We start from the raw sequence: 20,232 nt of genomic DNA on the forward strand, positions 1-20,232 counted from the left end.
CTCTGTGTGCGTCAGTGCACACCGGCATTCAGGAAGATACCCCCATCGACCACCAGTGTCTGCCCCGTGATCCAGCCCGACTGCTCGGAAGTGAGAAACGCGGCCGCTCCGCCGATGTCCTCAGGCACTCCGAGCCGCCCCAGCGGATAGGCCGCGGCCGCCTCGGCCTCACGTCCCTCATAGAGCGCCTGGGCGAACTTGGTCTTGATCACTGCGGGTGCGATCGCGTTGACCCGCACGGCCGGGGCGAACTCGTGCGCGAGCTGCAGGGTCAGATTGACCATGGCCGCCTTGCTCATGCCGTACGCGCCGATGAAGGGCGAGGCGGAGACGCCGGCGATCGAGGCGATGTTCACGATCGCGCCGCCGTTCTCCTTCTGCCAGGCCTTCCAGGTCTGCTGCGCGAAGCCGAGCGCCGAGATCACATTGGTCTCGAAGACCTTGCGCGCCACATTCAGGTCGAGTTCGGCGATCGGGCCGAAGACCGGATTCGTGCCGGCGTTGTTGACCAGGAAGTCGACGCGGCCGAACGCCTCCATGGTGCGCTCGACGGCGGCCGCCTGATGGGCCTCGTCATGGGCCTTGCCCGCGACGCCGATCACCCGGTCCGAGCCGAGCTGCTCCACGGCCTCCTTGAGCGCGTCCTCACCCCGACCGGTGATGCACACCCGGTCGCCACGGGCGACGAGCGCCTCCGCGATGCCGTAACCAATACCGCGGCTCGCGCCCGTGACCAGGGCGACCTTTCCGCTGTCCTGTACCTCTGCGGTCATGTTCGTCGTCTCCCGATTCAGTTGAGCGGTCCGCCGGCCACGTACATGACCTGGCCGGAGACAAAGCCGGCCTCCTCGCCCGTGAAGAAGGCGATGGCGTTGGCGATGTCCTCGGGCCATCCGACACGCTGGACCGGGATCTGGGTGGCGGCGGCGGCCTGGAACTCCTCGAAGCCCATGCCGATGCGCGCGGCCGTCTGAGCCGTCATCTCGGTGACGATGAATCCGGGGGCGACGGCGTTGGCGGTGATGCCGAACTTGCCGAGCTCCTTGGCGAGAGTCTTGGTCAGGCCCTGCAGACCGGCCTTGACGGCGGAGTAGTTGGCCTGGCCCCGGTTGCCGAGCGCCGAGCTGGAGGAGAGCGAGACGATGCGGCCGAATCCGGCGTCCACCATGTGCTTCTGACAGGCCTTGGCCATCAGGAACGCGCCCTTGAGGTGCACGTTCATCACGATGTCCCAGTCGGACTCGCTCATCTTGAAGAGCAGGTTGTCGCGCAGCACACCCGCGTTGTTGACGAGGATCGTGGGCGCGCCGAGTTCGGCGGCGACGCGCGCCACGGCGGCCTCCACCTGGGCGCTGTCGGACACGTCGCAGCCGATCGCGAGGGCCTTGCCGCCCGCCGCGGTGATCTTCTCGACGGTGTCCTTGCAGGCGGCCTCGTCGAGGTCGAGCACGGCTACGGCGCGGCCTTCCGCCGCCAGTCGTACCGCGGTGGCGGCGCCAATGCCGCGCGCGCCCCCGGTCACGACGGCGACGCGCTGCTCGGTGGTGGACATGCTGGTTCTCCTCGCCCTGGAAACTCTGGAAACCCTCTGCCGTCGGCTCTCGATCGCTGAGCAACCGCTTAGTACCTTCAGCAGTCGAGACGCTAGAAGCCCTGGCACGCGGTGTCAACGGCGCCGGGGATCAACGGCGCATGTCACATCCCCGCGAGCCCTTCCTCAGCACCCCATCGGCGCACCGTCAGCGCACCAGCAGGTCGAGCAGCCGCTCCACCTCGGCCTCCGGATCGGCGGTCAGTCCGGTGTGGACCGGGCCCGGCTGTACGACGGTGGAGCGCGGCGCGATCAGCCACCGGAAGCGGCGTCCGGCGTCGTCACGCGCGGCTTGGCCCGCGTCCTCGCCGCCGCGGCAGACGCCCTCGACGGCGTGGAGTGCGGCACGCACACCGATGACATCGGCGCGCGGATCCAGCGCCTTGAGTTTCGCCTCGTCCAGATGGGTGCGGGCGGCCACGAAGGACTTGGCCCGGCAGTAGACCACCACACCCGCGTTGAAGCATTCGCCGCGCTCGACCCGCGGGACCACGCGCAGCAGCGCGTACTCGAAGACATCGCGGTCACTCACTTGGCGCCGCCCCGGTCCTTCTTGGTGGCGTGCGGCCACGGCGTGAGGTGATCCGTCAGCCAGCCCGGGGCCTGCGAGGGCCTCTCCCTGGCCGGAGCATCCAGGCTGATGCGCGTGTGGATCGTCGCGGCGCGCGGCAGCAGCGCCTCGACATAGGCACGGCGCAGCGCGCCGGTGGACTCAAAGCCCGGCTCGTCGACCAGCCATTCGTCGGGGACCTCGGCGGCGATCCCGGTGAGGAGCTCCTCGGTGACGAGCGGCGCGAGTTCGGCGGCGGCCGACGCGATGTCGGGGCGGAACGGAGCGAGAGCATGGTCCGAGGCGTCGTAGGCCTTGGCCGCGGAGGCCTGGGCGCCCGGCCAGTTGTGGTGCCAGATCATGGTGGCGCCGTGGTCGATGAGCCACAGGTCGCCGTGCCACACCAGCATGTTGGGGTTGCGCCACGAGCGGTCGACGTTGTTGATCAGCGCGTCGAACCAGACGACTTTGCCGGCTTCGGTCGCGTCCACCTCGTAGGCGAGCGGATCGAAGCCGAGCGAACCGGGCAGGAAGTCCATCCCGAGGTTCAGCCCGCCGCTCGCCTTCAGCAGCTCCTGCACCTCCTGGTCGGGCTCGCCGAGTCCGATGACCGGGTCCAGCTGGATACTGACCAGCTCGGGCACGCGCAGCCCGAGCCTGCGGCCCAGCTGTCCGCAGATGACCTCGGCGACGAGCGTCTTGCGGCCCTGTCCCGCGCCGGTGAACTTCATGACGTACGTTCCGAGATCGTCGGCCTCGACGATCCCCGGGAGCGAGCCGCCTTCACGCAAGGGCGTGACGTAGCGGGTCGCTGTGACTTCGGAAAGCATTGCCCCACAGTACGTGGGGCAGTTCCGGTGATCACTCCGTATTCCCGCTCTCCGGAGGGAGCCGTCCGGTCACTCAGGAGGACACGGTTGCCGGACTTCTGTCATTCGCGGTCGGCTTCCTCCAAGAATTCCTTGAGAATGAACATTGCAGCTCTCCGTCGCGTACAACGTCAAGAACCGGCCGACGAGGGGCCGGCCGTCGAAAGGGAGCCGGCATGACCGGATCGCAGGGACCCGCGCGGATCGTCGCACGCCGTACCGTCGTCGCCGCGGTGGGCGGAGCCGGCCTCGCCGTCGCGCTGACCGCGTGCGGCGGCTCGGACGACGGCGGGCAGACGGTGGGCGCGCAGCCGGCCGGCGGGGACGCAGGCGGGGACGCCGTCGGCAAGGTGCTCGCCAAGACCACGGACATCCCCGAGGGCGGCGGCAAGGTCATCGGCAATGTGGTGGTCACTCAGCCGAAGCCGGGCGAGTTCAAGGCGTTCTCGTCCAAGTGCACTCACCAGGGCTGCGCGGTGAAGGACGTATCCAACGGCGTCATCCACTGCCCGTGCCACGGCAGCCAGTTCGACGCGTCGGACGGCAGCGTCAAGACCGGGCCGGCCACTACTGCGCTGCCCACCGCGTCGATCACGGTCGACGGAGGCTCGATCAAGCTCGCCTGACGCGGCGCGGCCGTTTCCAGCAGGCGAGCACATCGTCGGTGGTGGTGATCGTGGCAACGAGCGCGAGCGTGTTACGGATCATCGCGGGGGTGTAGTCGGAGGGGACCCCCGCGATGGCGTCGCCCGGAACGACCGCCGCATAGCCGAGGTTGACGGCGTCGAAGACGGCGTTGGGGATGGCGATGTTCGCCGAGACCCCTGTGATCAGCAGGCTGCGGCAGCCGAGGTTGCGCAGCAGGGCGTCGACGTCGGTGCCCGCGATGGGTGACAGGCCGTGCAGTCTCCGTACGACGAGGTCTTCGTCGGCGACTTCGATCGGCGCGGCGATACGGACGGCCGTCGAGCCCGTGTGCTGCTGGACGGGCAGCCGCCCGGCAGCCCGGAAGAGCCGGGCGTTGTGGTTGGCGCCTCGGCCGTCGGGGCGCCGCTCGGCGACGGCGTGCAGCACCTGTACGCCCGCTTCATGAGCGCCCGCGACCAGACGTGCCACGTTGTGGAGCGCGCCGGACGAGCGGGCCTCGGCGGCGAGTTCGGGCAGGGCGCTGTCCTTGCCCACGACACCCTGCTGGCACTCGACGGTGAGCAGCGCCGTGCTGGTCGGGTCGAGCTGCTCCGCCAGCTGTTCGAAGGTCGGCACAGCTCCCCCTCGTGTCACCGGGACCCGGACCGTCACCGGGCCTGCCGCCGAGACGCCACTGAGTCAGCGCGGCGAGAGTAGCCACCATTGCGTGATGAAGGAAGAGCCCCCATGATTCCTGACACTTGGTCAGTTACAGGGAGGGGCCGCACATGGCCGTCACACAACGCCGGGGCCGTCGCATCATGATGACGCCCGGCGAGCTGGACGAGTTCCTGGCCGAGCAGCGCACCTGCCGGGTGGCCACCGTCTCCGCGGACGGCCGTCCGCATGTCAGCGCACTGTGGTTCGCCTGGGACGGGACCTCGCTGTGGCTGTACTCCATCACGCGCAGCCGCCGCTGGGCCGAGCTGCGGCACGATCCGAGGCTCGCCGTCGTGGTCGACGACGGCGAGGAGTACGGCGAACTGCGCGGCGTCGAGCTCTCCGGCACCGCCGTCTTCGTGGGCGAGGCCCCGCGCACCGGTGAGCCGTGCTCCGAACTGGACGTGCCCGAAAGGCTGTTCGCGCGGAAGAACTTCGGCATGGACGAGATGCCGCACGACGGCAGGCACGCCTGGCTGCGGCTGACTCCCGACACGATCGCGTCCTGGGACTTCAGGAAGCTGTCAGCCCTCTGACCTGCCTCACGCGGCCGATCCGCCGGATCCCTCGGATCCGGCCGAACGGCGGCCTCGCGCAGCGCCTCGACCGCGGCCCGGATCGAGGGGCGGCGGTCCGCGTCGGTCCGCCACACCGCGTGATGTGCCTGCGCATCCGCTGCCGTACGGGCACCATCCGTACGCCCTCGGGCACCCGGTCGCGTCCGAGCCCGGGTGTGACGGTGCGCTGGGTACCGGCTTCGCGCTGCTCCTCCGGTACGGCCTGGTCGCCGAAGTCGGCCCGGCGACCGCGCAGATGGTCACCTGCTTCATCCCGGTCAGCGCCACCGCGGCCGGCGTCGCGGTCCTGGACGAGCAGTTGGGCCGGAACACACTGGTGGACGCGCTGATCGTCCTCGCGGGCGCGGCGCTCACCCAGAGCCGCCCCAAGGCGCCCGCACCTGCAGCTCAGCCGTAACTGCGGGCGGGCGCCGGGCCGGTCGCCGACGCCACCGCGTCGACGACCGGCCCGATGTCGTCCATCGTCAGGCCCGAGACGGTGATCCGCACGGCGGGAGGCGCCGCCATCCTGAACCGTGCCCCCGGCGCGACGGCCCAGCCGGCATGGAGCAGACGCGCCGCCGCCCCGGTCTCGTCCGGGACGGGCACCCAGACATTCATCCCGCTGCGCCCATGAGCCTCGATCCCCCGCTCCGCGAGCGCCCGTACGAGCGCGTCACGCCGTTCCCCGTACGAGCGCGCGACGGCATGCGAATCCACCGCGTGCGACGTCCACAGGTGTACGACCGCGCGTTGCAGCAGCCTGCTGACCCAGCCGGGTCCGAGCCGCTGCCGTCCCATGACCCGGTCGACCGTGACGGCATCGCCGGTCAGCACGGCGACACGCAGATCAGGGCCGTAGGCCTTGGCCGTGGAGCGTACGAGGGCCCAGCTGTCCGTCACTCCGGCGAGAGGGTGCAGCGGCAGATCGACGATGGCGTGGCCGTGGTCGTCCTCGATGAGCAGGGTCCGGGGGAACCGGGCGAGTACGGCCCGCAGTTCACGCGCGCGCTCCGCGCTCACCACGGCGCCGGTCGGGTTCTGCGCCCGGTCGGTGACGATCAGCGCCCTGGCCCCGGCGGTCAGCGCCTTCTCGACCTCGCTCGCCAGCGGCCCGTCGTCGTCGAGCGCCACCGGCACGGGCTTCAGCCCCAGCGCCGGCACCAGGTCCAGCAGGCTTCCCCAGCCGGGGTCCTCGACGGCGACCGCGTCACCGGGCCTCAGATGCGCGGCGAGGACGCGCTCGATGGCGTCGAGCGATCCGGAGGTGACGGCGACCTGCCCGTCGGGCACGCCGTCGTCGTCCATTGCGGCTCGCGCGAGGCGGGCGAAATCCGCGTCGACGGGCGCCTGTCCGTACAGTCCGGGCTCCTCCGCATTGCGCCGGGCCGCGGCGGCGAGCGCGTCGTGCAGTGGTGGCAGCAGCGCGGGGTCGGGATTCCCCTGGCCCAGGTCCCGTACGCCCGGTGGCGCCTCGACCCTGATCGTTCCGCGCGACGTGCTGGCCGGCCGCGGGCGGACCCGACTGCCCTTGCGTCCCGAGGTCTCGATCACTCCCCGGTCGCGCAGGGTCCGGTACGCGGACGCGACCGTGTTCGGGTTGACGCCGAGTTCGGACGCCAACTCTCTCATGGGTGGCAGCAGTTGCCCCGGTTCCAGTTCACCCGCGCCGACCGCGCGCTCGACGCTCGCGGCAATCTCCGATGCACGCCTGCCAACGATCCGATACTCTCCTAGCACAAAGAGGATTATGCACTAGTGCAATGGAGTACGCAATGCCGGACGCCTACGAGCCGACCGATCGCACCGTCCCCACCCGTGCCCGGGAGCGGGCCGCGTACGACCATGAGCTGGTCCACTCGATACTCGACGAGGGATACGTCTGCCATCTCGGCTTCGTACGCGACTGCGCGCCCGTCGTCCTGCCGACGCTGTACGCCCGGGTCGACGATCACCTGTACGTCCACGGCTCGACGGGTTCGCGGCCGCTGCGCATGGCGGGCGAGGCCGACCCGGGCCTCGCCGTCTGCCTCACGGTCACCCATGTCGACGGCCTGGTCCTCGCCCGCTCCGCGTTCCACCACTCGCTCAACTACCGCTCGGTCGTGGTCCACGGTACGGCCCACCAGGTCACCGACCCCGAGGAGAAGCGCTCTGCCCTGGACGCCCTGGTGGACCACGTCGTGGCGGGACGCTCACTCGACTCGCGCCCGGCGAACGCGAAGGAGCTCGCGGCTACGGCGGTTCTGCGCCTGGACCTGACGGAGGTCTCCGCCAAGATCCGCACCGGCGGCCCGAACGACGATCCGGAGGACGCGACGCTCCCTCACTGGACGGGAGTGGTCCCGCTGCTCACCACGTACGGCACCCCGATCCCGGCGCGGGATCTCGACGGCTCGATCGCGGTCCCGGAGTACCTCACGGCACGCTGACGGGCAGGCTCGGTCGGCATGCGAGGTGCACGGTGCAGGGGTGCTTGCCTCCTCACCCCGCACCCCGCACCGGCCGCTATGCCGGCACCGCCGTCCTTCTCCGTACCACCGCGACCCGCGCCTCCGCCACCGCGAGCCCCGCCACCGCCGCCAGCAGCAACAAGGTCCCCACCACCGTCGCCGCCGTGAGCTGCTCGTCCAGCGCCGTCACCGCGATGACCGCCGCGCTCACCGGCTCCAGCAGCATGATCACCGAAACCGTCGCGGCCCGGACGGCGGCCGCCCCCGCGAAGTAGAGCGCGTACGCAAGAGCCGTCGGCACCGCCGCCACGTACGCCAGCAGCCACACCACACGCCCCAGTTCGGCCGTGTGCGGCAGCAGCCCTTCTGCGATCGCCATCGGCAGCAGCCCCACCGACCCGATAGCGAAAGCCCACGCCGTCGTGGAGAGCGAATCGCCGCCGCCGTCACGGCCGAGCCACCGCGTCAGCAGTGTGATCGCCGCATACCCGGCGGCCGCGAGAACCGCGAGCGCGATCCCCACCGGTCGCACCGTCCCACCCTCTCCGCCCAGCACCAGGACCATCAGGCCCACCAGCGCCCCGGTGACGGCGATGACGCCGCCCCGCCCGAGCCGCTCCCCCATCGTCAGCCGCGCGCCCACCGCGATGAGCACGGGGCCCGCGCCCAGCGTGACGACAGTGCCCACCGCGAGGCCCGTCGCCTGGACGGCCGCGAAGTAGGCGCTCTGGAAGACGGTGAGCCCGATACCCGTAGCGAGAATCCGAAGCAGCCGTCGGCGCCGCGGTTCCGCGGGACTCCCGGCAGCGGCACCGGCCGTGGCCCGGCGCGACCGCCATACCAGCGCGCCGAGCAACAGCACCAGTCCGCCCGCGCAGCGCCAGAACGACAGCGCCAGCGGACCCATGTCGCTCACCTGGAAGACCAGCGAGGCGGCCGCGCCGGCGGTCCCCCACGCCACTCCGGCGACGATCAGATAGAGGAGGCTCCGCCCGACGGGCGAGGGCACGCCGGCAGCGGAAGCGGAAGCAAGAGGGGTGGAAAGATCCGACACGTGACTTCTCCGTGTGAAGAACGGGATGGTGGTCGCTTCGCTACGTCACGCGGGCAGCGACAAACCGCTCGGGGACACCCCGAGCCCGGTCTTCGTCAGAGAACTGCCGCCCGCGCTATGCGGCAGGCGGCGGAAGTACGGTCGAATGCATGATCGCCACCCTACGTCGCCCCGTGCGGGACCGACAACTCCGCCCCGGCCCCGGCCGACCGGGCCGGCCCGTCTTCCGGCCCACCGCCCGCCACCGGCCGCGACGGCGCCTTCGGTGCCTGCGACTGCGCGATGAACGCCCCCACCAGGACCAGCGCGCCACCGATGATCTGCGGCGCCGACAGATGCTCCCGCAGCAGCACCCACGCCAGCACGGTCGCGATGACCGCCTCCAGGCACGCCACTACGCCCGCCACCTGTGGCGACAGCTTGCGCACCGAGATGACTCCGGTGACGTACGCGACCACCGTGGCGATCAGTACGACCCAGCCGAGCAGCAGCACCGCGGGCACCTGCGTACCGCCGACGTCGGCGCGGCCGCCCAGCAGCGACCAGTCCATGCCCCACGGCCGCGCCACAGCGGTCAGCACCACCGTGCCGATGAGCAGTCCGTACGCGATCACACCCAGCGGATCCGCCGGGTCGTCCCCATCGCTGCCCTGGTCCGCGAGGACGAAGTAGCCGACCTGGCAGCATGCCGCGGCCAGCGCGAGCATCAGCCCGAAGGCGTCGAAGGTGAGCCCCGCCCACACCTCCACGACACAGGCGAGACCGCCGACGGCGAGGACCACACCGACCGCCGCGGCCCGGGTGACGGGCCGGCGCTGGACGAAGCGGACCCAGCCGAGGACGAGCGCGGGTGCGAGGTATTCGACGAGCAGCGCGACACCGACCGGGATCCGGGAGATCGCCGCGAAGTAGCAGGCCTGTACACCCGCGACGGCGAGGAGCCCGAAGCCGACCAGCAGCGCCGGCCTGCGCAGCACCAGGTCACGGTGGCGCCAGGCGACCGGCAGCATGATCAGCGCGGAACCGGCCACGCGCAACCACACCACATGCAGCGGGTCGAGACCCGCTTCGATCAGCGGCTTGGCCGCGACACCTGATCCACCGAATGCGAACGCCGAGCCCAGGGCGAGTCCCAGGCCGGCGCTCTTTCCCAAAGGCGCGTGCATCGGCACATCATGTCAGCGCGAGTCAGCACCGTCATCCCTGTGACACATGTCGAGACATCTCGGCTATCCGCCCGGCCAGCAGCGCCGCGTCCACCCCGGCCCGCCCGAGCACCTCCACCGCCCTGCTCTCGCGATCCGCGGCGAGACAGGCGAGCAGATCAATGCCGCCGGCCTGTGCGTCGCCGCGCAGCCGGGCCCGCTCCAGCGCGCCCTCCATGGCGGTGACCGCCGACGGCGACCACCCCGAGGCATCCGCATCCGCATCCGCATCCCGCACAACGGCAACCGTGCCGGAATCCTCCACCGAACCCTGCCAGCGCAGGCCGTAGCCGATACTCCGCTGGACGAGATAGCCGAGCACCCGCGCGACCTGCGGCCCGTCGCCGACGACGGTCCGCACCTCGGGGACCGACTCGATCAGCGAGTGCAGGAGATGGGCCGTGTCGATCTGCCGGTCGCCGTCGCGCAGCGCCCTTCTGCGCGCACCCGCTACCACCAGGGCCAGCTCCGCGGTGAGTCTGGCGTCGGTCTCTGTACGGATGGCGGTCGGCTGCCGGGGCACCCGCGGGGTAGGGCTGTGCACGTCTCCCACCCCATCACTTCGCCAGGGCTCGAGCGTCCCCGCCGGGTCCCATTCGCACATCCCGCAGAAGTTGGGCACGCACGACCGGTTTCTCCTCCTTACGGATGAGATTGAGACAGTTCTCCTCGAAGTCCGCGCGCCGCCTTGCCATTCCGACCGGTCGAGACGATCTGACTATTCATCAGTATTGAATGTTCGGACAGGTACGGCTACGTTCCGCGACACCGTAACCCGACGAGAAGGGGTGGTCGTATGGCCGAAGTCAGTGCCGAGGCCCGCATCGAAGCGCCGGCCGAGAAGGTCTGGGCCCAGCTGACGGACTTCACCGCCTACGGCCAGTGGAACGCCACCCACACCAGCTTCCCCCAGGGCGGCCCGGCGACGCTGGAACTGGGAGCCACGTACGAGGAGAACATGAAGCTCATGGGCTTTCCCGCCGAGGTGGCCTGGACCGTGGACGAGTTCGAGGCCGGCCGGGTGCTGGGGATCAGGGGCAAGGGACCGATGGGCGTCAGTGTCGGCAACCGCTACACGCTCACCCCTGACGGAGACGCGACGCAGGTCCGGATCGACGGAGAGTTCACCGGCGCCGCCGTGTCGCTGATGGCCGGCAAGCTCAAGGACTCGGCGACCGCCGCGCTGAACGAATCGCTGCGAAAGCTGGGCGGACTGATGGCCTGACACCGGACGCGCGGGAAGGGCCCCGCGCGACTGCGCGGGGCCCTTCTCGCGCCAACGAGTCAGTGCTCGCCGGCGAGGATCAGATAGAGCTTCTTACGGGCTTCATTGATGACGGCGACGGCCTTCTGCCGCTGCTCGGTGGTGCCGGTCTTCCAGACCTGGCCGAACGCCTCCATCAGGCCGAACCCGGCCTGCCGGATCTCGTTGACCGTTTCCCAGTCGACTCCGCGCCCAGCCTCTTCCCACGGAGCCTCCGGCCCCGATTCGGCCTCGGTACGCCCCGAGTCGGTGAGCGTGAACAGCTTCTTGCCGCCGTCGCTCGCACTGGTGATCAGACCTTCGTCCTCAAGCAGCTGGAGCGTCGGGTAGACCGAGCCGGGGCTGGGCCGCCAGGCCCCGCCGCTGCGCTCGCCGATCTCCTGGATCATCTCGTAACCGTGCATCGGCCGGTCCTTCAGCAGCGCCAGGATCGAAGCACGCACGTCACCCCGCCGCGCCCTCCCCCGGCCACCGCCACGACCGCGTCCGCCCCCGAAAGGCCCACCGAACGGCGGCCCGAACGGACCGAATGCCGCGCGCCGCCCCTCGAAGTCGCCCCGACCCTGATGGCCGGGCCCGCAGTGCCCATGCCCGTGTTCGTGCCCTTGACCGTGTCCATGTGAACGCATCGCTACGCTCCTTCCATCGTTGATCTGTCGCGATGCGTCAACGATATATCGGAATGCATCGCCTGGCAACGCCCAATCGGTCCAACAACCCCGAATTGGCCTTGGCCTGCGACTTTGCCCAGCCCCTACGGTCACGGCATGCGGATTCGAATCGTCGACGCTTTCACCGACCGTCCCTTCGCCGGAAACCCCGCCGGAGTCCTGCTGCTGGACTCCGACCGCTTCCCCGCCGACTCCTGGCTCCAGCAGGTGGCGAGGGAGGTGAACCTTTCGGAGACCGCCTTCGCCCATCCCCTCCCCTTGGGCGGCGAGGCCGACTGGGCGCTGCGCTGGTTCACACCGGCCGCCGAGGTCAGCATGTGCGGACATGCCACGCTGGCCACCGCGCATGTCCTGCACACCACGGGCACCGCGAGCGGAACGGTGCGCTTCGCCGCGCGCTGCGGCATCCTGTCCGCCACCGCCCACGAGGACGGCACGCTCACCCTCGACTTCCCCACGTCCCCGCTCACCCCGGTCGACATCCCGGACGGCGTCGCCGACGCCCTGGGCGCGAAGGTGATCTCCGTCCATGACACGGGCGCGCACATCGGCGATCTGGTGGTCGAGCTGGCCGACGAGCGGACCGTGCGCACGCTGACGCCGGACTTCCCCGCTCTCGTGGCGCACTCGGAGCGCGGCATCATCGCCACGGCCGCCGCCGAGGACCCTGCCTCCGGCTACGACTTCGTCTCGCGCGGATTCTTCCCGCGGGTCGGCATCGACGAAGACCCGGTGACCGGCAGCGCGCACACGGCCCTCGCGCCGTTCTGGTCGGCGCGCCTCGGCCGCGGCGAACTGACCGGCCTCCAGGCCTCCGCCCGCTCCGGCCTGGTCCGCACCTCCCTGCGCGGCGACCGCACCCTGCTGACCGGCCGGGCCGTGACCGTCATCGACGGCGAACTGCTCACCGCACCCTGACACCGGCATACGCCGGGCCGCGCACACCAAGGGGCGTACGGGAAAGGGGCGTACAGGCACTCGCCGTATGCCCCTTGAGCCCGCCCCCGGTCACGGAGTGGGCAGCCACCCCACCTTCCCGGCCAGCAGCCCGTAGCCGACGAAGGCCACGATGTCCAGCAGCGCATGTGCCACCACCAGCGGCCCGACCCGGCCCCACCGCCGGTAGAGCAGCACAAACACCACACCCATCACCATGTTGCCGACGAAGCCGCCGATGCCCTGGTAGAGGTGGTACGAGCCGCGCAGCACCGAACTCGCCACCAGCGCGGCCATCGGTGTCCAGCCCAACTGCCCGAGTCTGCGCAGCAGATACCCGACGACGATCACTTCCTCCAGTACGGAGTTCTGGATCGCCGAGAGGATCAGCACCGGGTACTTCCACCACACCTCGGGCAGCGCTTCGGGCACCACGGTGAGGTTGAACCCGGCGGCGCGCGCCACAAGGTAGAACGCCAGCCCGGCGCTGCCGATGCCCGCCGCGATCAGCGCGCCCCGCCCCAGGTCGGACCAGGGTCTGGTCCGGTCGAAGCCGATCGAGCGCAGACCGGCGCCCTCCCGCAGCAGCAGATGCGCGACGAGCAGGACAGGCACCAGCGCCGTCGCGATATCGAAGAGCTGCCAGGTGAGATCGAGCCACGGCCGCCCGGGTGCGTACGACTTGTTCAGCGTCGCCGCCTGGTCCTTGAGTCCGCCCGGTTTCGTCACCGATCCGATAAAGCTGATCAGCGACGACACTCCGCTCGCGCCCAGCGAGAGGGCCAGTACAAGGAGCGTCTCGGACCGCAAGATCCTCCGCGACATGCCCTCTTGAGGAAGAGAATCAGCCACGCGTCCCGCCTCCGCCTGCACGCCTGCCTCCAGTTGAGTAATCCCGTCTCATCCCCATCCTCGCCCCGCCAGGGTCTCGAAAGCAGGTGCGAAATTCGCGTGCGACAGGCTGGGGGACGAGCGGCACTGAGATGACGCCGGTCCCCTTTTCCTCAGTTCACCGTCCAAGGAGGGGCGCCACCGCATGGGACGTCACAGCTTGCCCGACGACGACACGACGGACGTAGGCAGGTCCCGACCACGCGTACGCCACCGCACGGTCGCCATCGCCACGATGCTCGTCGTCGCGCGGCGCGGCTGATCACCCGGCTGAAGGAGCTCACGGACCCGAGCGCCCGGTGCCTATGATCGCCATCACCGTCGGCCCGGCACCGGCCGGCAGGAGGTCTACCAGATCGCCAGATCGCCAGGGCAGCGGGCAGCGGGCGGCGGGCGCACCAGGTGAGCGACCCCGCCGAGATCCAGGCCGTGATCCAGGCCGTGATCCTCACGGTGATCGTCGCGGTCGGGCAGACGGGACGAGCCGCTCAGGAGTGAGGGCCGGGGAAGCCGACCGGCCAGGTATGCACCGGCTCGCCCTCGTGCATCAGCTCGCAGTAGCGGCGGGTGGTCGCGGCGAGGGCGGCATCCCGCTCCAGCCCGGCCTCCAGCGCCCGGTGGTAGGTATCCGCCTGCCACGAAGCCCCGTTCACACGCCGTCGGCACCGCTCCTCGATGACGCCGAGGTAGAAGTCGCGGTCCGCGGGCTCCACATGCCATGCGTCGAGCCCCGCCGCGGCGAGCGGCAGCAGTTCGTCGCGTATGAGCTTGACGGCCGGCACCCGTGTGATACCGCCGCCTCGGCCGGGACGCGGCCACAGAAGCTCCGCGTCGATGCCGTGGTGGCACGCGGTGTCGAAGTTCTCGGCCGCGACGGCGAAGGGCAGCCGGGTCCACACCGGCCTGGCCTCCTCGGCGAGCGCGCGCACCAGCCCGTAGTAGAAGGCGACATTGGCGATGACATCGGTGACCGTGGGGCCGGCGGGCAGCACGCGGTTCTCCACCCGCAGATGCGGTACGCCGTCGGCGACTCCGTACACCGGCCGGTTCCAGCGGTAGACCGTGCCGTTGTGCAGGACGAGTTCCTGCAGCCCGGGCACACCGCCGTCGTCGAGCACCCGCAGCGGGTCCTCGTCGTCGCAGATCGGCAGCAGCGCCGGGAAGTAGCGCAGATTCTCCGCGAAGAGGTCGTACGCGGAGTCCACCCACCGCTCGCCGAACCAGGTCCGGGGCCGTACGCCCTGGGCCTGGAGCTCGGGCGGGCGGGTGTCGGTGGCCTGCTGGAACAGCGGTGGCCGCGACTCGCGCCACAGCTCCTTGCCGAACAGGAAGGGCGAGTTGGCGCCGACCGCGACCTGTACCGCGGCCACCGCCTGCGCGGCGTTCCACACATCGGCGAAGCGTCCGGGTGTCACCTGGAGGTGCAGTTGCACGGAGGTGCAGGCGGCTTCGGGAGCGATCGACGTCGAGGTACAGCTCAGCCGCTCCACGCCCTCTATCTCGAGCGCGAAGTCCTCGCCGCGTGCGGCGACGATCTGGTCGTTGAGCAGCGTGTACCGGTCGACGTCCGAGAGGTTCGCGGAGACCAGGTCGTGCTGGGCGAGCGTCGGAAGAATTCCGATCATCACGATCCCCGCGCCGACCTCGTTCGCTTTTCGGTGGGCATATCCAAGGCCGGTGCGCAGCTCCTCGGCGAGTTGATCGAGCACGCGCCCGGCCAGCCGGTGCGGAACGATATTTACTTCCAGGTTGAACATCCCGAGCTCGGTCTGGAAATCATGGCTCGCGATACGCTCCAGGACTTCCTTATTCATCATCCGCGGCAGCCCGTCGGCACCTGCGAGATTCAGCTCGATCTCCAGACCCATGAGATTTTTGGGCCGGTCGAACCTCTTCTCGGCCAGCAGCCGCCCCAGTCCCGCGAGGCACTGCTGCAGCTTCCTCCGGTACCTTTGCCGATCGGACAGGTCCGCTCCGCCTGCCACGACCTTCTCCCCCATCGAAGCGTCCCTCCTCGAGTGGGCACCACAGAGCATCGACCGCTCGCCTCACCGACGATAATGCCCAGACTGACTGATCTATAACGCCCCGCGCTCAGCGCGCGACCGGTAGTGTGGGCAGAGGCTCCAGTGGCACATTCCTTAGGCATGGTGCAGTACGCAGTTACCACTGCCCGATGCCTGGTGAAAAACACCGACCGGTTCCAGCCGTCCGCGCCGAAGAGAAAATCCCAGGCCGCGGCCCCGCCTTCACGAAATATCGGTAGAAAGGCCGCCGGAGAAGGGCCTGATACCACCTTGCCGGAAATACGTGCGACCGCTAGCAGAAACACTGCGAGAACACGTGTCGTATAAACTCGGCAAACGAGGTAGAGAGTTGGCGCCCGGTGGCCTTTCCGGCCCCCCTCTGGCCCCGCACGCTGACAGTGCCGTCCGCACCTGCCCACGCTCCAACGTGTCTCCGAAGTGAGAGGCGACCCACCATGCCGCTGCATGTCCCCCCGGCTCCCGCGCCTGCCCTGCGCACCGTCCTCACGGCGCTCGGTTCTCCCACCGCCGTCCGCGAAGCTCGCACACCCGCTCTCAGGTCCGCCCAGGGCCCGCTGAGCCCCGAACTCCCGCTACCCGTCCACGTACTGGACCAGATCGTGCCGAGCGGCGGCGCCCCCTACACCCGCCTCGCCGGCTGGCGCTTCCTGATCCGCAGCGGCGAACGAGCCGTGGCCGCTGCGGAAACGATGCTCACCCCCGACGGCTGGGCCTTCTCGCACTTCTTCGAAGGCCCCTACCTCAGCTCCACCGAACGGGCGCTGCGCCAGGCCGAGTCGATGCACACCCCTTTCCAGCCGCGCCTGCTGTCCATTCCGGAGCTCTACATGCTCACCCTCTGGCTGCACGGCGACACGGACGCCGACGCCTCGGCCGGCACCCCCCGGCCGACGGACGTACTGGTACCGCTGGCTCCGGCGCCACCCGGCATCGCGGCGCACCGTCCGCACCGCGTCGCCGATCTGCTGCCGGTGATGACACTGCGGCTTGCGCCTGCCCCGCTGCTCGGCTCACCCGCCTGAAAACCGCACGTCGCGCCCCGTGACCAGCCGGTCGCGGGGCGCACGTCTGCTCCATCCGGACTAGCCCATACCGGCCCCCCTGAACCACCCGAAAGGACAGTGGAGTTGAGCTGAACCGTCCGCCTGGGTGATACGTCATTAACCAGTAAGAAGAGCTGCCGCGAAATCCCTGCGGATTGACGCCCGTGGGGCAACACTGGGAGCCGACCGACAGATACGGGGGGCGGCCATGAACACCTCATCAAGCCGCAGGACACTCACTACAACGCAGCGAGAGAACCCACCCATGTGCCAGCACCAGCCACTCTGCCCTACATCCGACTCAGCCGACCGGGAAGCGGCCCGACTCGTGGCGCACCACCCGGAGCAGGGCTGGAGCCTGCTGTGCAACGGCGTCCTGCTCTTCGAGGACACCGGTGAGCTTCTGCCCGACGGGCAGATCATCGCTCCGCACCGGGCACGGGAGACCGGGCAGGTGATGACGGCCGCCTGAGGCGCCGTCGGTACGACAAGGGGGCCGGCCGGAGACTTCTCTCCGCACCGGCCCCGATGCATGCGCTCCCCGCGTCAGTTGTCGTACTCGTCCAGCGGCGGGCAGGAGCAGACGAGGTTACGGTCGCCGAACGCACCGTCGATCCTGCGCACCGGCGGCCAGTACTTGTCCGCGGCGCTCACTCCGGCCGGGAAGACGGCCTCGTCCCGGCTGTAGGCGTGCTCCCACTCCCCGCCGAGCGCCGCCGCCGTGTGCGGGGCGTTGCTCAGCGGATTGTCCTGCGCGGGCCACTCGCCGGACGCGACCTTCTCGATCTCGCCGCGGATCGCGATCATCGCGGCACAGAAGCGGTCGATCTCGTTCAGGTCCTCACTCTCGGTGGGCTCGATCATCAGTGTGCCGGCCACCGGGAAGGACATCGTCGGCGCGTGGAAGCCGTAGTCGATCAGACGCTTGGCGATGTCGTCGACGCTGACGCCGGTCGCCTTCGACAGCGGCCGCAGGTCCACGATGCACTCGTGCGCGACCAGGCCGGCCGGACCCGTGTAGAGCACCGGGTAGTGCGGCTCAAGGCGCTTGGCGATGTAGTTGGCCGCGAGCACGGCGACCTGCGTCGCGCGCTTGAGGCCTTCGCCACCCATCAGACGTACGTACGCCCAGGAGATCGGCAGGATGCCTGCCGAGCCCCACGGCGCGGCCGAGATCGGCCCTACGCCCGTCTCCGGTCCCGCGGTCGGCTGGAGCGGGTGGTTCGGGAGGTAGGGGGCGAGGTGCGCCCGTACCCCGACCGGGCCGACGCCCGGACCGCCGCCGCCGTGCGGGATGCAGAAGGTCTTGTGCAGATTGAGGTGCGAGACGTCGCCGCCGAACTTGCCCGGCTTGGCGAGACCCACCAGCGCGTTGAGGTTGGCGCCGTCGACGTACACCTGGCCGCCGGCGTCGTGCACCTGCGCGCAGATGTCGGCGACGTGCTCCTCAAACACACCGTGCGTGGACGGGTACGTGATCATCAGCACGGACAGCTCGTCGCGGTACTGCTCGATCTTGGCGCGGAGGTCCTCGATGTCCACCTCGCCGTCGTCGGCGGTCTTCACCACGACGACCTTCATGCCCGCCATCACGGCGCTGGCGGCGTTGGTGCCGTGCGCGGAGGAGGGGATGAGGCAGATGGTGCGCTGGGCGTCGCCGTTGGCGCGGTGGTACGCGCGTACGGCGAGCAGGCCCGCGAGCTCGCCCTGCGAACCGGCGTTGGGCTGGATGGACACCGCGTCGTACCCGGTGACCTCGGCGAGGCGCTCCTCCAGCTCATGGATGAGCGTGAGATACCCGGCGGCCTGCTCGACCGGCGCGAAGGGGTGCATCTGCCCGAACTCCGGCCAGGTCACCGGCTCCATCTCGGTGGTCGCGTTCAGCTTCATGGTGCAGGAGCCGAGCGGGATCATGCCGCGGTCCAGGGCGTAGTCACGGTCGGCGAGCCTGCGCAGGTAGCGCAGCATCGCGGTCTCGGAACGGTGCTCGTGGAAGACGGGGTGCGTGAGGTAGTCGTCGGTCCTCAGCAGGGCCTGGGGCAACGTTTCCGCGGTGGTCGCGTCGAGCGCCTCGATGTCGCCCTCGACACCGAAGGCGGACCAGACGGCGGACAGCTGCTCACGACCGGTTGTCTCGTCGCAGGAGATGGAGACCTGGTCGGCGTCGACGAGGTGCAGGTTCACTCCGCCCTCGCGTGCGGCGGCGACGACCTCGGCGGCCCTGCCCGGCACCCGGGCGGTCACCGTGTCGAAGTAGGAACCGTGTACGACGTCCACACCGCCGGCCCGCAGTCCCGCCTCGAGCAGCGCGGCATAGCGGTGGGTGCGCTGTGCGATCGACCGCAGGCCCTCGGGACCGTGGTAGACCGCGTACATCCCCGCCATGACGGCGAGCAACACCTGCGCGGTGCAGATGTTGCTGGTGGCCTTCTCCCGGCGGATGTGCTGCTCACGAGTCTGCAGCGCGAGCCGGTAGGCCTTGTTGCCGTCCGCGTCCACGGAGACGCCGACGAGGCGCCCCGGCAGGCTGCGGGCGAACTTGTCACGTACCGCCATGTAGCCGGCGTGCGGACCGCCGAAGCCCATCGGGACACCGAAGCGCTGGGTGGTGCCGACGGCGATGTCGGCACCCAGTTCACCGGGCGACGTGAGCAGGGTCAGGGCCAGCAAATCGGCGGCGACCGTGACAATCGCGCCGAGCTCGTGCGCCTGCTCGACGACGGGCTTGATGTCCCGTACGGCACCGGAGGCACCCGGGTACTGCAGCAGTACGCCGAAGACGCCGCGCTCGGCGATCTCGGCCGGAATGCCCTCACTCAGATCCGCCGTGACGACCTCGACACCGGTCGGCTCGGCGCGGGTCCGGATCACCGCGAGGGTCTGGGGCAGTGCGTCGGCGTCGACCAGGAAGACGCCGTCCTTGACCTTGCCGACGCGGCGGGCCAGCGACATGGCCTCCGCGGCGGCGGTGGCCTCGTCGAGCAGCGATGCGCCGGAGGTGGGCAGGCCGGTCAGATCGGCCACCATCGTCTGGAAGTTCAGCAGTGCCTCGAGCCGGCCCTGCGAGATCTCCGGCTGGTACGGCGTGTACGCGGTGTACCAGGCCGGGCTCTCCATGACATTGCGCAGGATGACCGGCGGCGTGAAGGTGCCGTAGTAGCCGAGGCCGATCATCGGCGCCAGCACCTGATTGCGGTCGGCGAGGGTGCGCAGCTCGGCGAGAACGTCGGCTTCGGTGCGGGCGCCCGGGAGGTTCAGCGCCTCGGCGCTCTTGATCACATCGGGCACCGCGGCGGAGGTCAGCTCGTCGAGCGAGCCGTAGCCCACCTGCGCGAGCATCTTGGCCTGAGCCCCGGCGTCGGGCCCGATGTGGCGCTGCTCGAAGGGGGTGCCTCGCTCCAGTTGGGAGAGCGGAATGCGGTTGGCGGTCATTAAGGAGGCCTCCTGGTCAGACACGACCTACGAGGGGCACCACGGCGCGGATGCCCGGACGGCCTCCCCCTCTGTCATCTCAACCTGAGAGCTTCACCGACGCGCACAGGGCACGCCGACTTTCACCGTCGGTGAGAGCGGATGCCGTCCGACGCCCGCCCTGCTTTCCAGAGTGACCTCGTCCGTGCGGTACAGGGGCCTGAGAGATTCCGGGGAGGATTTGCTCCTTCGGCGCCGCCGGTACTTTCACCGGAGGACTCTCCCGCACGGGGTCAGCAGCCGTTAGCCAGCGTACCAGCGCGCCTCGTCGTCGATCGCTCG

At 70.0% G+C, this 20,232-nt stretch carries 20 protein-coding genes, 2 pseudogenes and 1 riboswitch; of the genes and pseudogenes, 8 read left to right on the forward strand and 14 right to left on the reverse strand.

Annotation, left to right across the window (positions count from 1 at the left end; translation table 11 throughout):
• Positions 1-11: 11 nt before the first annotated feature.
• The 4 genes from OG966_RS06425 to OG966_RS06440 form a co-directional block, all read right to left on the reverse strand.
• Positions 12-773: an SDR family oxidoreductase gene (locus tag OG966_RS06425; RefSeq protein WP_326648462.1), complete on the reverse strand. Its 762-nt coding sequence runs from the start codon at positions 771-773 to the stop codon at positions 12-14.
• A gap of 17 nt (positions 774-790) precedes the next feature.
• Positions 791-1,552 carry a 3-oxoacyl-ACP reductase FabG gene (gene fabG / locus OG966_RS06430; RefSeq protein WP_326648463.1) on the reverse strand — a complete coding sequence of 254 codons (762 nt, stop codon included), beginning with the start codon at positions 1,550-1,552 and terminating at the stop codon, positions 791-793.
• Positions 1,553-1,739: 187 nt separating this feature from the next.
• Positions 1,740-2,123: a DUF3037 domain-containing protein gene (locus tag OG966_RS06435; RefSeq protein WP_326648464.1), complete on the reverse strand. Its 384-nt coding sequence runs from the start codon at positions 2,121-2,123 to the stop codon at positions 1,740-1,742.
• On the reverse strand, positions 2,120-2,971 hold the full coding sequence (locus OG966_RS06440) for a HipA family kinase (RefSeq protein ID WP_326648465.1): 852 nt from the start codon (positions 2,969-2,971) through the stop codon (positions 2,120-2,122). The genes OG966_RS06435 and OG966_RS06440 overlap by 4 nt, the downstream gene beginning before the upstream one ends.
• A 215-nt stretch (positions 2,972-3,186) precedes the next feature.
• Between OG966_RS06440 and OG966_RS06445 the strand changes: the two genes are divergently transcribed.
• A complete protein-coding gene (locus OG966_RS06445) occupies positions 3,187-3,636 on the forward strand; it encodes a Rieske (2Fe-2S) protein (protein WP_326648466.1) in 450 nt (149 codons plus the stop codon).
• Here the strand turns inward: OG966_RS06445 and OG966_RS06450 are convergent.
• The gene (locus OG966_RS06450) at positions 3,623-4,273 is read right to left on the reverse strand and encodes a cysteine hydrolase (RefSeq protein WP_326648467.1); all 651 of its coding nucleotides are present in this window, start codon (positions 4,271-4,273) and stop codon (positions 3,623-3,625) included. The genes OG966_RS06445 and OG966_RS06450 overlap by 14 nt on opposite strands.
• A gap of 152 nt (positions 4,274-4,425) precedes the next feature.
• Here OG966_RS06450 and OG966_RS06455 point away from each other — a divergent pair, with 152 nt between their 5' ends.
• Entirely contained in the window at positions 4,426-4,893 is a 468-nt protein-coding gene (locus OG966_RS06455; protein WP_326648468.1) for a pyridoxamine 5'-phosphate oxidase family protein, read from the forward strand.
• A 41-nt stretch (positions 4,894-4,934) separates the two neighbouring features.
• On the opposite strand, the pseudogene OG966_RS06460 reads toward OG966_RS06455, so the two are convergent.
• Positions 4,935-5,095: pseudogene (locus OG966_RS06460) on the reverse strand (LysR family transcriptional regulator); the annotation flags it as partial.
• On the opposite strand from OG966_RS06460, the pseudogene OG966_RS06465 reads away from it, so the two are divergent.
• Positions 5,096-5,332 (forward strand): annotated as a pseudogene (locus OG966_RS06465) (EamA family transporter); the annotation flags it as partial. It abuts the pseudogene before it with no gap.
• Here OG966_RS06465 and OG966_RS06470 read toward each other — a convergent pair.
• The gene (locus OG966_RS06470) at positions 5,323-6,654 is read right to left on the reverse strand and encodes an aminotransferase class I/II-fold pyridoxal phosphate-dependent enzyme (protein WP_326648469.1); all 1,332 of its coding nucleotides are present in this window, start codon (positions 6,652-6,654) and stop codon (positions 5,323-5,325) included. The pseudogene OG966_RS06465 and the gene OG966_RS06470 sit on opposite strands and share 10 nt — an antisense overlap.
• A 23-nt stretch (positions 6,655-6,677) precedes the next feature.
• Here OG966_RS06470 and OG966_RS06475 point away from each other — a divergent pair, with 23 nt between their 5' ends.
• Entirely contained in the window at positions 6,678-7,346 is a 669-nt protein-coding gene (locus tag OG966_RS06475) for a pyridoxamine 5'-phosphate oxidase family protein (RefSeq protein ID WP_326648470.1), read from the forward strand.
• A gap of 76 nt (positions 7,347-7,422) precedes the next feature.
• On the opposite strand, the gene OG966_RS06480 is transcribed toward OG966_RS06475, so the two are convergent.
• From OG966_RS06480 to OG966_RS06490, 3 genes are all read right to left on the reverse strand, one after another.
• On the reverse strand, positions 7,423-8,376 hold the full coding sequence (locus tag OG966_RS06480) for a DMT family transporter (RefSeq protein WP_326648471.1): 954 nt from the start codon (positions 8,374-8,376) through the stop codon (positions 7,423-7,425).
• A 206-nt stretch (positions 8,377-8,582) separates the two neighbouring features.
• Entirely contained in the window at positions 8,583-9,587 is a 1,005-nt protein-coding gene (locus OG966_RS06485; protein WP_326648472.1) for an EamA family transporter, read from the reverse strand.
• A 31-nt stretch (positions 9,588-9,618) separates the two neighbouring features.
• On the reverse strand, positions 9,619-10,170 hold the full coding sequence (locus OG966_RS06490; protein ID WP_326648473.1) for a Clp protease N-terminal domain-containing protein: 552 nt from the start codon (positions 10,168-10,170) through the stop codon (positions 9,619-9,621).
• A 252-nt stretch (positions 10,171-10,422) separates the two neighbouring features.
• Between OG966_RS06490 and OG966_RS06495 the strand changes: the two genes are divergently transcribed.
• Positions 10,423-10,851, forward strand: a complete 429-nt coding sequence (locus tag OG966_RS06495) for a type II toxin-antitoxin system Rv0910 family toxin (RefSeq protein ID WP_326648475.1) — start codon at positions 10,423-10,425, stop codon at positions 10,849-10,851.
• 59 nt (positions 10,852-10,910) lie between these two features.
• On the opposite strand, the gene OG966_RS06500 is transcribed toward OG966_RS06495, so the two are convergent.
• Positions 10,911-11,519, reverse strand: a complete 609-nt coding sequence (locus OG966_RS06500; RefSeq protein WP_326648476.1) for a PadR family transcriptional regulator — start codon at positions 11,517-11,519, stop codon at positions 10,911-10,913.
• A 138-nt stretch (positions 11,520-11,657) separates the two neighbouring features.
• On the opposite strand from OG966_RS06500, the gene OG966_RS06505 reads away from it, so the two are divergent.
• Positions 11,658-12,479 carry a PhzF family phenazine biosynthesis protein gene (locus tag OG966_RS06505; RefSeq protein ID WP_326648477.1) on the forward strand — a complete coding sequence of 274 codons (822 nt, stop codon included), beginning with the start codon at positions 11,658-11,660 and terminating at the stop codon, positions 12,477-12,479.
• A gap of 90 nt (positions 12,480-12,569) precedes the next feature.
• Here OG966_RS06505 and OG966_RS06510 read toward each other — a convergent pair whose 3' ends face one another.
• Positions 12,570-13,370: a CPBP family intramembrane glutamic endopeptidase gene (locus OG966_RS06510; RefSeq protein ID WP_326648478.1), complete on the reverse strand. Its 801-nt coding sequence runs from the start codon at positions 13,368-13,370 to the stop codon at positions 12,570-12,572.
• 506 nt (positions 13,371-13,876) lie between these two features.
• A complete protein-coding gene (locus tag OG966_RS06515) occupies positions 13,877-15,388 on the reverse strand; it encodes a glutamate-cysteine ligase family protein (RefSeq protein ID WP_326648480.1) in 1,512 nt (503 codons plus the stop codon).
• A gap of 482 nt (positions 15,389-15,870) precedes the next feature.
• Here OG966_RS06515 and OG966_RS06520 point away from each other — a divergent pair, with 482 nt between their 5' ends.
• A complete protein-coding gene (locus OG966_RS06520; protein ID WP_326648481.1) occupies positions 15,871-16,458 on the forward strand; it encodes a hypothetical protein in 588 nt (195 codons plus the stop codon).
• Positions 16,459-16,744: 286 nt separating this feature from the next.
• Positions 16,745-16,951 carry a DUF5999 family protein gene (locus tag OG966_RS06525; RefSeq protein WP_326648482.1) on the forward strand — a complete coding sequence of 69 codons (207 nt, stop codon included), beginning with the start codon at positions 16,745-16,747 and terminating at the stop codon, positions 16,949-16,951.
• A gap of 74 nt (positions 16,952-17,025) precedes the next feature.
• Here OG966_RS06525 and gcvP read toward each other — a convergent pair whose 3' ends face one another.
• The gene (gene gcvP / locus OG966_RS06530) at positions 17,026-19,911 is read right to left on the reverse strand and encodes an aminomethyl-transferring glycine dehydrogenase (protein ID WP_326648483.1); all 2,886 of its coding nucleotides are present in this window, start codon (positions 19,909-19,911) and stop codon (positions 17,026-17,028) included.
• 177 nt (positions 19,912-20,088) lie between these two features.
• A riboswitch (glycine riboswitch) is annotated at positions 20,089-20,186 on the reverse strand.
• Positions 20,187-20,232: the final 46 nt, after the last annotated feature.

Source organism: Streptomyces sp. NBC_01750 (assembly GCF_035918095.1).
In the GTDB taxonomy this organism is placed as follows: Bacteria; Actinomycetota; Actinomycetes; order Streptomycetales; family Streptomycetaceae; genus Streptomyces.